This is a genomic window from Vibrio nigripulchritudo ATCC 27043 (genome assembly GCF_000222685.1).
GTDB classification, from domain to species: domain Bacteria; phylum Pseudomonadota; class Gammaproteobacteria; order Enterobacterales; family Vibrionaceae; genus Vibrio; species Vibrio nigripulchritudo.
Window position 1 is genome coordinate 1 of record NZ_AFWJ01000061.1, and the last position, 10,801, is coordinate 10,801.

Sequence of the window (10,801 nt, forward strand, 5' to 3'; positions counted from 1 at the left end):
CGGGCTTGATTGCCACTCAATTCAATGACCAGAACAAAGGTAAGTGGTTCATTGGTATCTGGCATGCTGAAATGAATCACTACATGTACGACAGTTCAAATGTGCTGGCGAACAAGGTTCATGCAACGAATGCAGAGCCTACCTATCAGCTGTCTCTTATCAAAGCGACGGACCCTACGCCTCCGGTAACAGATGCATGGAGTGCAACCAAAGTTTATAAGGAGGGTGATACGGTAACACACGCTGGCAAAACGTGGACTGCACAGTGGCATACCCGAGGTGAAGAACCTGGTACGACTGGTCAGTGGGGTGTCTGGAGATAATCTGAACAAACATCAAGAACCAACAAACGCCTCAAAGTGATTTGAGGCGTTTTTTTAACTGTTCGGTTCTTTTTCGAAGTAACTGTTCTACAGCGTTTTAGGTTCTGTATGGCATAAAAGGGGTGGTTAAGTTAAGGAGTCTTCCCATGAGCAAGCATACCGCCTCTCAAGAGATAAAATTGATTGTTGTCGCTATTGTATGTGCCCTGATGTTGGTATTCGGTCATCTGATACTGGCTAAGAGCTTTCTGGGTTTTGCCTGGGTTGAAACGGCAGCCGCTGTCATTCCACTCTTTATGGTTGTCATCTGCTATTTAGCCGTCAGAGCAGCCAGTAAGGCAGAAGACTCCGCTAACGAAACTTCCTGAATCAAAGCGTGTTAATACTTTAAAGAGGTGCATCAGTCAGGCACACAACCCCCATATCGCCTGTGCCTGAGTTGCGCCAATTTCAATTCTCTGTAAGTGAGTCTTGCCCCGGATAGGGGCTTTTTTCGTTTTCCTTCACAGTTCAATAAACGCACATGAGTTTTGCGAACTGTACCAAAGCTACAAAATTACACACTTTAGAAAAGACAAATGTTTGAAAGATCGTGTTAAACACTATATTTTGAGGCTGCATTTTAAGTTGCAAAGGAAAAACATGGACATTTTTAAGATCATTCAGGAGTCTTGGAATTACTATCGACGTCACTTGTATGCCATAACGCTCGTCATGCTGCCAGTGATATGCATTGTCGACTTGTTTAATGCAGTCATCCCTATTGACTTGAAAAATATAACTGCGCTTCAGGGCTCTCTTCTTACCCTTGCTCCTTTTGTTCTTCTTCCTTTGTATCAGGCTGCGATTGTGGTTCTTCTGAAATCGCGATATGACGGGGCAAACTTAACAACAGGACAGTGTTACCGTCACGGCAGTGATGCTTATGTCAGGCTACTGGTCATGTACATCGTTATGGGTATAGCGGTATTTTTCGGCTTTATGCTGCTGATCATTCCAGGAATCTATCTTATCGGACGATTCTGCCTAGCAGACTATTTCTGTGTGCTTGAAGAGAAATCGTACACTGAGTCATTAACTTTAAGCTGGAATGCGACCAAGCAATTCCAATGGCCAATTCTCGGTGGCTATTTGCTGGTGGCTCTGTTGCAGGCAATGCCGACTTATCTGTTGGGTTCTCTGGTTGGCATACTTGAGTTAGAAAATGCGGTTGTAGACTTTGTTATTGGAGCAATCAGCACTATTCTAATGGTCATGATCACAGCTTACACATTCCGTGTTTACTGCTTCCTGGAAGTTGATGAACCAAAGCAGGGTGAAGTGGTCTAAATTATTCCGTGACAAACCCATGAAATGGTTTCAAGGAAGTGACTCAAGACATGAAAGTTAAGATTATCACCGTAGCATCAGTTGTAATGTTGATCGCTGCATGCTCTGGTCCTCAGGCGTATTACGGCACTCGCAGTTCCCAACAGAATCAGTGCCAGAGTATTGCCGACAAGCTGGAATACGAGCAGTGCATGCAAGATTCAAAGATGAGTTATGAAGAATACCAGGAACGTATGAAAAACTGATCAGCACTATCGAGAGATAATTATGAAAAGCCATTGTGTGAAGCAATGGCTTTTTTTGGTTTCTTTCTCTCAGTTTTCATAATTTCTATAGGTATGTGCTGGATATTCTTCAGTGGCAGGGTAAGTTTGTAGGCATCTTTATATCAAGGAAGATTCATATGATCTATTTAGCGGAGTATCAGACCACTGTGTTGGTTGTGGGCTTAATGGGAGCGTTGATGTTTATTCAGCTTCTGATTGCGGATGTTGTCGGTATTATCAAAAAGCACAAACCCGGGCACACTATCGCGTCAAACCACGATGATGTCTTGTTTCGTGTTGCGCGTGCACATCTGAACACCAATGAAAGTATTGCCATTTTTATTCTTGTCACTCTGTTTGCTGTTTTAACTTCGGCATCCCCGTATTGGGTCAACTTGCTTGCCTCGATTTATTTTGGCTCTCGCGTGGCTCACATGTTCTGCTATTACCTCAATTTTAAAATTGCTCGCAGTGTGGTGTTCGCGGTAACAGCACTGAGTTTAGTAGGGCTGTTTGTTGTAGGTTTGATGGCGTTCTAGCCATTTCTTATAGATTCAATAGCGTCTTCACTGCTGCTTTTACCCCAATTTCCGGGCTACTCAGCACCGGAATTTGGGCAGCCAGGTCATTTGTTGCTCCTGCCATAGATGCCTGTGCCAGTACAATGACGTCATAGCCTGACTGCTGGTCCACAATTGCATTTCTTATCTTCGTTAAATACGCAGGCATATCGCCGGATTGGAAGTCTTCCCAAGCCTGTTCAATCAGATGATAGTGAATGTCCACCATCGACGATTGCGTATGCATTGAACTTTCCAGCAACTGCCTGGTGGGCGGTAACGTACTTTCTAATGCCGCCAGAACCAGAATTTTTTGATGACCGACGGCAACATCTGCCATTGCCCGGTCGATTCTTCTAACATCTAACTTTTCTCTCGACGCCAGCTGTTCAGCGATGCTTCCCAGCGTAGAGCAAGTGCATATTGTGATTCTCGCGATACTGGCTAAATCGCGTAATATCTCTCCGGTGTTTGCAACTACAGAGTGATTCAATCCTTCTGACACGGCTTTACTTAACAGCTCAGGTTCAACTCGATGGATCTGGCGCAAGTCTGGTGCCATTTGGCTGGTAAGTTTGGTAAAAGTATCAACGTGAATCTTTGCGGTATGCAGAAACGCAATGTCGTATTCTTTCAATAGTTAAACCTCTTTGAAATTAAGGGTTTAGTTGGCATGCGTATTGTAAATATTTTTATTCAAAAAAGTACGAATGTTATGCCAAATTGCACATTTCTTATCATATAGGCATATCAACTCTTTTCAATCGGATTTGATTCGGGTAGTTTGAGCTTATCGGGAAAACTGATAGGGAAGTCAATGCAGGCACTTGAGCTGAAGATTCCTCCTCCAATCATCGCATTCACTTGCGCCATAAGTATGTGGATGTTGCCTGCTGCGAAAATATTCCAACAACACAATCTTGTGACATATCTGCTGTGTTTTCTATTGTTTACGCTTGGCATTTTGCTTGCCACTTCTGGCTTGATTGCCTTTAACAAAAGAAGACAACGTTCCATCCTACGCTGACAGAGAAAACGACCTCTCTGGTAACAACGGGCATATATCAGTACACAAGAAACCCTATGTATCTCGGAATGTTACTTGCGCTTTTGGGGCTAGGCATACTGTTCAATAACTGGCTTTCTTTTACGTTTTGCGCGGTGTTTGTTGCGTACATAACGAAATTTCAGATTCTGCCAGAAGAAAGGTTCCTGACAGAACTTTTTCCAGACTCCTATCCAGAATACCAAACGCAAGTCCGTCGTTGGATTTAACCAGGGGGTCAACAGACCCTGAACATTACGATAGATATGAAGAACGTTTTATTTTTTCTTGGGTTTGCTTTCTTTGTGATTCACGAGATTGACGCCATGATGCACCACGAGTGGTTGGTGATTCCGCTTACCGTCTGGATACCGCAGGATTATGCTATGACATTGTTTGTCGCGGCGCATATTCCTCTGTTTCTTGTGATGATGGTTATGTTACCGACGGAATTTCTGAGTAAGATCGAAAAACTTCAAACTGCGATGGCTACTTTTATTGTCATTCATGGCATATTGCACTCCGCGTTTATGACTCATGAGCAATATGAGTTTGACTCTTTCTTGTCTAACCTGTGGATCTTTGGAGGAACTCTGGCAAGCGCCATCTTCCTGATTTTCCAGACGGGCAAGGGAAAAGTGCCGTCTGTGCCAGAGTAGTGTCGCTGCCTGAGCAATAAAAATAACTAGGTCAAAAGAACCTAATAAAAGACGCACTGTAATCCAATAGCAGATAAAGGATATCTCAGTGAAAAAAACCTCTTATGTAACTCCCAAGCAAGTGGTCGCCAACTACTGGAAAGCCATGGCAGAAAACGATTTTCATGATGTGGCGAAACGATGGTTGAGTGAAGATTTTGAATGTTCCTGGCCACAATCTAATGAACTCATTGTTGGGCAGGAGAACTTTGCCTCTATCAATAGTGAATACCCAGCAGAGGGCAAATGGACGTTTCAGGTAAACAGCCTGATTGAAGAAGGCACTCAGGTTGTCAGCGATGTCACCGTTTCTGACGGTAAAGTCGTTGGTCGAGCCATTACGTTCCATACAGTATTCAATGGCAGAATCACTAAGCAGACCGAATTTTGGCCAGACGACTACCCGGCACCTGAATGGCGCAAGAACTGGGTAAAGCCGCTGGAAGAAATCGCGGTTTAGTGAAATAAATTCCTACACATTTCGTTCTTTATAAGCATGATTCGGGCGCAAGTTCGAATCATGTTTTATTTTGTATGTACCCGTCTTGTAGGCTGGGTAGGTCAGTGGAACTAAAGAGAACGTAATGTGAGAAGAAAAGTGAAGTATTGGGGATGGTTGCTGGGTCTTGTTTTGATTGTGGTTGTAGCCAGTGCCCAAATGCGTCATAGCGACGTGCCTGTTTCCGTGCCCGAATCGCTTGGCGTGACCAGTGTTACTTCACCACAGACACAGGTTCAGATTCTTTTTATTCATGGTTCTCCCGGTTCCAAAGAAGGCTATTCTGCTTATCTTGAGCACCCGGATCTCCGTAAAAGTGCGGACTTAGTGTCCATTGACAGGCTCGGGTATGGCGAATCTGACCCACTGCCAGAACCATCTATCTTAAAGCAAGCTCAGGCCATTCTTCCTTTTTTATCCAAAGACAAAGCGAATATATTAGTTGGACACTCTCTGGGGGGACCAATTGCTCTTCAGTTAGGGCTTATTGCACCTAACCAGGTTAGTGGGATGGTGTTTGTCGCTCCTGCGTTTGATCCGGAACTGGAACACCCCAAATGGTACAACCGCATTGCAGATACTTTGCTGGCAAAGTGGGTGTTACCTACAGAATGGAATCAGTCCAACGTAGAAATGATGTCACTGTCTAAGGAACTGGAACTCTTGGCATCCCGTGATTGGTCTGTCCTAACTATGCCCATCAATATTGTCCATGGTGTTGAGGACGATATTGCCGATCCCGGCAACTCTGTATTCGCCATCAATAAACTTCCTAACCAGTCTGTTAAGCTCATTCAGCCACCAGATGAGGGGCACTTTGTACTGTGGCAAAACGTCCCACTCGTGGTCGAGAGTATTCATCAGGTCATCAGTTCTTTGTCTAACGAATAACCTTATCAACGAAAGCGTGAGTTTTGCGATGTTTCATAAGTGAGACTATTTTGCCACTGGTCTTACTAAGAGTATGATATTTATAAAATAAAAAGCTCAGTAAATTCATGTTAAACATGAATATAAAACCAGTCACATAACCAGGTTTCACGTGTTGAAATACTCGGTGGAAGGCGAATTAATCTATGAACAGATTGAAATGTCTCCAGCGAGGTACTCAGGTTTACGCTCTTGCTCTATTTTCTGAGCAGCTTCCTTTGCCAAATTACGCTCTTGAGATCGTCCCTTCCAATTTCTTTCCCTTTTTGCCCCACGGGCTTCTTTACTGAAGAACAAAAAATGAATAATGACAGACAGGCAATCGACACGCTGCGTGGCTTCGCGTGTATTTTACTTGTGGCATACCATGTAGTTGGTAATACACCTTTTAATGGATTAAGGCTTGAAGAGGGCGTATATCGAGAAGTGAATGATCTCCTCGGCTACGTCAGGATGCCCATCTTTACATTTTTATCGGGCTTGGTTTACGCCTATCGCCCGTTTAATGGCGATTATCGAAAGTTTTTCTCCGGAAAAACGAGACGATTACTTTTCCCAATGCTGGTTGTAGGAACGTCCTTTGCGGTTTTGCAATCATTCACCCCTGGTGCGAATGCTGAGCAATACAATTGGTCAACGCTGCATGTTTTACCTGTGGCACATTTTTGGTTTGTAGAGGCGCTATTCATCATATTTGCGTTCGTAGCGATATTTGAAGCATTGAAATTCCTGAGTAATCCACTGTTGTTTTCGGCTGTTTTTGGATTGGCGACCTTTGTGTATACCTCTAGCTTTGATGTGCCGTATTTTGCTTTGTCTGGTGCTGTTTACTTATTTCCATTCTTCTTGCTCGGTGTAGCGATACACAGGTTTAACTTGATTCGGTATCTTTCGGTTTGGCACGGTTGGATGTTATTGATCTTGGTTTCGGCATCGCTCATGCTGAACGCGCTTGGCTACCTTTATGTGCACGACAAGCGATCTGTCTATGGGTTATTGGTAGGAGCTGTATTTTGTATTGGTGCACTGTCTGTTCGCGGAAGGAGCCAGTGGCTTGCCAGAATAGGTGCGTATTCTTACTCAATTTATCTTTTCCATGTTTTCTTTACTGCGGTTTTTCGAATCATCCTCACCAAAGTTGGTGTTGAGAATACTCACCTGCTTTTTGCTGTTTCATTGCTAGCCGGAATCATAGGACCAATTGTTGCCGAAAGATTGTTGCTAGGCACCAACATCACCCGAGTGCTCTGTTTAGGAAAAGCTCCGACAAAAATCGAAAATCTTTGGTTCTCTAAACGCTTTAAGAAAGACAGAGAGCTCACAACAGTGAGTGATGTGTAAATCGCATGTAGGCAAGATATTGGGCAAAGTTCAGGTTCAAGCTTTGCCTTTTTCTATTCGACATCCAGGCAAAATTCTGATGTTATCGTCTGAAATTGAGATGTTCGCAATATGCTCCGGAGTTACCGTGAGTTATGCTAACTGATTGAAAAATAGGAACTGTCGGGTTGGTGTCGGCTTGATGTCGTTCCATGTCAGGTCGAAATCCGGCTAAAGTAAGTTGCATCAACAAGGCGTTGCTATGAATTTGAAAGCTCTTAGAACCGACCGAGGGTGGTCTCAAGAACAACTCTCTCAGATGAGCGGATTAAGTGTCAGAACCATTCAGAGAATAGAACAGGGGAGCAAACCCGGAATGGAGTCACTCAAATCTTTAGCCGCAGTGTTTGAAGTTGATATTCATACTTTGCAGCAGGAGACACCAATGACCAATACAGAAAGCCTGAGTAACGAAAACATTGTCATTTCAACAGAAGAGAAAGACGCAGCTAAAAAAGTAAAACGATTGAAAAAGTTTTACTCAAGCCTGCTGAGCTATGTGGCAACGATAGGCTTCTTGTTCATCATCAACCTCATCACCAGTCCAGGTTATATTTGGACGATTTGGGTCGCGTTAGGCTGGGGATTAAGTATTGCATTGCAAGCGGTGAAGGTATTCGAGGTATTCAGCTTTTTCGATGACGACTGGGAGAAAAGAGAAATCGAAAAGAGAATGAAGAAATAAAAAAGGGAAGCCGAGGCTTCCCTTCTTGTTGTCTGGCGTAAGCTAATTAAGCGCTTTGAGTCTTCGCTTCAGCGGCTTTCTCGTCTTCATCAATCAAAGAGTCAACGATAACAGCACAAGCTGCGTCACCAGTGATGTTCAGCGCAGTACGAATCATGTCAAAAACACGATCCAGTGCGAATAGCAGTGGAAGACCTTCAATTGGAATCCCAGCCGCAAGAAGTACCGCTACAACAAGGAACGAAGGACCAGGAACACCTGCCTGACCTACCGCACCAAGAGTCGCAGTCACGATAATTGCAGCGTAAGCGCCAAGGCTTAAATCTACGTTGAACAGCTGAGCAAAGAAAATCGCTACCAGACCGTAGTAGATTGCGTTACCACTCATGTTGATGGTCGCACCCAATGGAAGTGCGAAAGACGCTGTTGAGTTACGCACTTTAAGCTCGTGCTCAACGGTATCCAGAGTAACAGGCAGTGTCGCCATTGAAGATGCAGTAGAAAGCGCGACAGCTTGAGGCTTTTTCATCGCAGAGATGAATTTCTTAGCAGATGTTTTAGTGAATACGTGTACCAGAGCAGGGTAAACCACGAAACCAAAGATAAGAATGGCTGCCACGTAAACGAAGAAGAGCTTAATCACAACGGTAAGGGCACTGAAGCCAAAAGTACCGACTGCGTCTGCCATCAGACCAAAGACACCAATTGGCGCAATCTTCATCACGCAGTTGATCATCCAGACCATTGCGTCAACGATGGCATTAACACCATTGATTAGTGGAGCACGACGCTCTTTTTCCAGCTTAGATACGGCAATCCCGAAGAAAAGACAGAATACCAGAATCTGAAGAATGTTCGCTTCATTCAGAGATTGGAAAACGTTGGTAGGGATCATGCCAATAACGGTTGCCCAGAACGTTGGCAACTCACCTTTTGATGCGTACTGGTTTGAGAACATGCCTTCAACACCAGATACATCTACACCGATACCCGGCTCGAAAATCTCACCCATTGCCAGTGCCAGCGTCACTGCCAGTGCTGACGTAACTGCAAAGAACCCTAGGGTAAAGATGCCCACTTTCCCTGCTGAGTGACTATCACCAAGACCTGCTGCACCAGAAATCAGCGCCACTGCCACCAGTGGGATCACTAGCATCTTGATCAATGCGATGAAGATTGAACCCAACGGCGCAAACATAGATGCTGAATTGCCCATCAAAGCACCCGCTAAGGTACCAAGAATCATAGCAATAACGACTTGAACACCGATATTGCCTAATAAACCCTTACTCTTTAACACTTCCATAACCTCTGTGCTATAAATATCGTCAAACCTAGATATTGCATCTGATATGTTAAAAAATATCGGATGAAAATCTGGTTTGGTCTTTTACACCGAATTGGAAATGCGATCAATATAACGCAGACTAATAAGTAAGAAAAAATTCATATTTGATGGTTTTTTGAATAACTATTCATGCCAAACGTTTGCTTTTGATATGAGTTAGGTTGTTTATTCGGTTGAAAAGTGGGGCAAGAGATCGCGTTAAACAGGGGAAGAGAAAAACGCAACATTAAGGTAAATGTTGCGTTTATGTTGTTATTTTTGAGTGGCAGCTTTCATCGGAGAGATAAATTCTGACAGGGCTGCCAGCATAGCGTTTTCATCTGCAATGTTAGCTTCAATAATTTTCACCACCGCAGAGCCAGAAATCGCGCCTGCAGCGCCTGCTTCCAAAGCTTTCTTAACTTGCTCAGGCTCCGAGATGCCGAAACCTAATAATGCAGGTGGCGCGTCAAACTGGTTTAACTTATCCAGCATATCGCCCACAGGCATGTTAGCTTTGGTTTCTGCGCCTGTTACACCAGCACGTGAAAGTAGGTAAGTGTAACCTCCACCGAGCTCTGAGACCTGCTTTAAGGTGTCGTCTGACGCTGTTGGCGGGGCAATAAAGATTGGATGAATACCGTGCTTGTGCGCGGCTTCTACAAATTCCTGACTTTCATTGGTTGGCACATCTGCAATCAGCACCGAATCAATCCCTGCGTTGGCACAGCGCTCGTAAAAGCTGTCGATGCCATTGGCATACACAAGGTTTGCGTACATCAACAAACCTATAGGCAGTTCAGGGTTGTCCTGACGAATTTTTGCGATGCTGTCAAAGCAGATATCTGGTGTAGTACCTGAATCTAGAGCACGAATGTTTGCCCCCTGAATTGTCGGACCATCCGCCAGTGGATCAGAGAATGGAATCCCTAGCTCTAATGCGTCTGCACCTGCATCCACTAAGGTTTGCATGATTCTCAAAGATTGTGCCGGGTTAGGATCGCCTACCGTAACAAAGGGAACGAATGCACCCTGATTTTTTCCCGCCAGACGGGCGAACATAGCTTGATAACGATCCATTACAGCGCTCCTTTCTTCTCTAAAATATCGTGTACTGTGAAGATATCTTTGTCGCCACGCCCAGACAGGTTAACAACTAGGAGTTGCTCTTTTTCTGGGTTCTCTTTTGCCAGTTTCAGGGCATAAGCCAGTGCGTGAGAAGATTCCAGAGCAGGAATGATGCCCTCGTTGCGCGCCAGTTCCTGGAAAGCATCCAGAGCTTCATCGTCGGTGATAGAGACATACTCAGCACGACCCGTAGCGTTCAAGTGCGCGTGCTGAGGCCCGACAGAAGGGAAGTCCAGACCAGCAGAGACGGAATAAGACTCTTCGACCTGTCCATAAGTATCTTGCATCAGAGGGGCTTTCATTCCAAAGAAGATCCCCGTTTTACCGTGCTTTAATGGCGCTCCGTGTTGATCGGTATCGATACCTAAGCCTGCTGGCTCAACACCGATAAGAGCAACGTCGGTTTCATCAATGAAGTCTGCAAACATGCCGATGGCATTTGAACCGCCACCTACGCAGGCAATAACAGAATCGGGCAGACGACCTTCGCGAGCCAGAATCTGATTCTTAGTTTCTTCACCAATCATGCGCTGGAATTCACGAACGATGGTTGGGAAAGGGTGTGGACCTGCAGCAGTACCAAGAAGGTAGTGTGCGGTTTCGTAAGAGGCAGACCAGTCACGAAGCGCTT

15 protein-coding genes are annotated in these 10,801 nt (G+C 44.7%); 11 read left to right on the top strand and 4 right to left on the bottom strand.

Translation table 11 applies throughout. The features are described from left to right. The 5 genes from RH89_RS07195 to RH89_RS07215 form a co-directional block, all read left to right on the top strand. A partial coding sequence (locus RH89_RS07195; protein ID WP_004400649.1) for a carbohydrate-binding protein occupies window positions 1–323 on the top strand: 323 nt, incomplete at its 5' end. 146 nt (window positions 324–469) lie between these two features. After that, window positions 470–691 carry an asparaginyl- tRNA synthetase gene (locus tag RH89_RS07200; protein WP_004400650.1) on the top strand — a complete coding sequence of 74 codons (222 nt, stop codon included), beginning with the start codon at window positions 470–472 and terminating at the stop codon, window positions 689–691. Between the two features lie 274 nt (window positions 692–965). Beyond that, a complete protein-coding gene (locus RH89_RS28635; RefSeq protein WP_004400651.1) occupies window positions 966–1,652 on the top strand; it encodes a membrane spanning protein in 687 nt (228 codons plus the stop codon). 50 nt (window positions 1,653–1,702) lie between these two features. Next, window positions 1,703–1,897 carry a hypothetical protein gene (locus RH89_RS07210; RefSeq protein WP_004400652.1) on the top strand — a complete coding sequence of 65 codons (195 nt, stop codon included), beginning with the start codon at window positions 1,703–1,705 and terminating at the stop codon, window positions 1,895–1,897. A gap of 158 nt (window positions 1,898–2,055) precedes the next feature. Next, window positions 2,056–2,457 carry an MAPEG family protein gene (locus RH89_RS07215; RefSeq protein ID WP_004400653.1) on the top strand — a complete coding sequence of 134 codons (402 nt, stop codon included), beginning with the start codon at window positions 2,056–2,058 and terminating at the stop codon, window positions 2,455–2,457. Between the two features lie 7 nt (window positions 2,458–2,464). Here RH89_RS07215 and RH89_RS07220 read toward each other — a convergent pair whose 3' ends face one another. Continuing rightward, complete coding sequence (locus tag RH89_RS07220) at window positions 2,465–3,115, bottom strand: aspartate/glutamate racemase family protein (RefSeq protein ID WP_038145218.1); 651 nt, start codon at window positions 3,113–3,115, stop codon at window positions 2,465–2,467. Window positions 3,116–3,501: 386 nt separating this feature from the next. Here RH89_RS07220 and RH89_RS28645 point away from each other — a divergent pair, with 386 nt between their 5' ends. From RH89_RS28645 to RH89_RS07250, 6 genes are all read left to right on the top strand, one after another. Further along, entirely contained in the window at window positions 3,502–3,753 is a 252-nt protein-coding gene (locus RH89_RS28645; RefSeq protein WP_080563970.1) for a methyltransferase family protein, read from the top strand. 36 nt (window positions 3,754–3,789) lie between these two features. Continuing rightward, window positions 3,790–4,182 (top strand): DUF6713 family protein, encoded by a 393-nt coding sequence (locus RH89_RS07230; protein ID WP_004400659.1) that lies wholly within the window; start codon window positions 3,790–3,792, stop codon window positions 4,180–4,182. Window positions 4,183–4,270: 88 nt separating this feature from the next. After that, complete coding sequence (locus RH89_RS07235) at window positions 4,271–4,681, top strand: nuclear transport factor 2 family protein (RefSeq protein WP_004400660.1); 411 nt, start codon at window positions 4,271–4,273, stop codon at window positions 4,679–4,681. A gap of 126 nt (window positions 4,682–4,807) precedes the next feature. Then, entirely contained in the window at window positions 4,808–5,611 is an 804-nt protein-coding gene (locus tag RH89_RS07240) for an alpha/beta fold hydrolase (protein WP_004400662.1), read from the top strand. Window positions 5,612–5,950: 339 nt separating this feature from the next. Further along, window positions 5,951–6,991 (top strand): acyltransferase family protein, encoded by a 1,041-nt coding sequence (locus RH89_RS07245; RefSeq protein WP_004400663.1) that lies wholly within the window; start codon window positions 5,951–5,953, stop codon window positions 6,989–6,991. Window positions 6,992–7,232: 241 nt separating this feature from the next. After that, window positions 7,233–7,715 carry a helix-turn-helix domain-containing protein gene (locus tag RH89_RS07250; RefSeq protein WP_004400664.1) on the top strand — a complete coding sequence of 161 codons (483 nt, stop codon included), beginning with the start codon at window positions 7,233–7,235 and terminating at the stop codon, window positions 7,713–7,715. A gap of 46 nt (window positions 7,716–7,761) precedes the next feature. On the opposite strand, the gene RH89_RS07255 is transcribed toward RH89_RS07250, so the two are convergent. The 3 genes from RH89_RS07255 to RH89_RS07265 all read right to left on the bottom strand — a co-directional run. Then, complete coding sequence (locus tag RH89_RS07255) at window positions 7,762–9,021, bottom strand: dicarboxylate/amino acid:cation symporter (RefSeq protein WP_004400665.1); 1,260 nt, start codon at window positions 9,019–9,021, stop codon at window positions 7,762–7,764. Window positions 9,022–9,315: 294 nt separating this feature from the next. After that, complete coding sequence (trpA, locus tag RH89_RS07260) at window positions 9,316–10,122, bottom strand: tryptophan synthase subunit alpha (protein ID WP_004400666.1); 807 nt, start codon at window positions 10,120–10,122, stop codon at window positions 9,316–9,318. After that, window positions 10,122–10,801: pyridoxal-phosphate dependent enzyme (locus RH89_RS07265; RefSeq protein ID WP_004400667.1), on the bottom strand; the 680-nt coding region annotated here is incomplete at its 5' end. The genes RH89_RS07265 and trpA, both read right to left, overlap by 1 nt.

What these genes read in the sequence shown, in the direction of transcription:
- RH89_RS07255 (WP_004400665.1), bottom strand. Translation starts at nt 9,021, where the DNA reads ATGGAAGTGTTAAAGAGTAAGGGTTTATTAGGCAATATCGGTGTTCAA.
- RH89_RS07215 (WP_004400653.1), top strand. Translation starts at nt 2,056, where the DNA reads ATGATCTATTTAGCGGAGTATCAGACCACTGTGTTGGTTGTGGGCTTA.
- RH89_RS07245 (WP_004400663.1), top strand. Translation starts at nt 5,951, where the DNA reads ATGAATAATGACAGACAGGCAATCGACACGCTGCGTGGCTTCGCGTGT.
- trpA (WP_004400666.1), bottom strand. Translation starts at nt 10,122, where the DNA reads ATGGATCGTTATCAAGCTATGTTCGCCCGTCTGGCGGGAAAAAATCAG.
- RH89_RS07250 (WP_004400664.1), top strand. Translation starts at nt 7,233, where the DNA reads ATGAATTTGAAAGCTCTTAGAACCGACCGAGGGTGGTCTCAAGAACAA.
- RH89_RS07210 (WP_004400652.1), top strand. Translation starts at nt 1,703, where the DNA reads ATGAAAGTTAAGATTATCACCGTAGCATCAGTTGTAATGTTGATCGCT.
- RH89_RS07230 (WP_004400659.1), top strand. Translation starts at nt 3,790, where the DNA reads ATGAAGAACGTTTTATTTTTTCTTGGGTTTGCTTTCTTTGTGATTCAC.
- RH89_RS28635 (WP_004400651.1), top strand. Translation starts at nt 966, where the DNA reads ATGGACATTTTTAAGATCATTCAGGAGTCTTGGAATTACTATCGACGT.
- RH89_RS07200 (WP_004400650.1), top strand. Translation starts at nt 470, where the DNA reads ATGAGCAAGCATACCGCCTCTCAAGAGATAAAATTGATTGTTGTCGCT.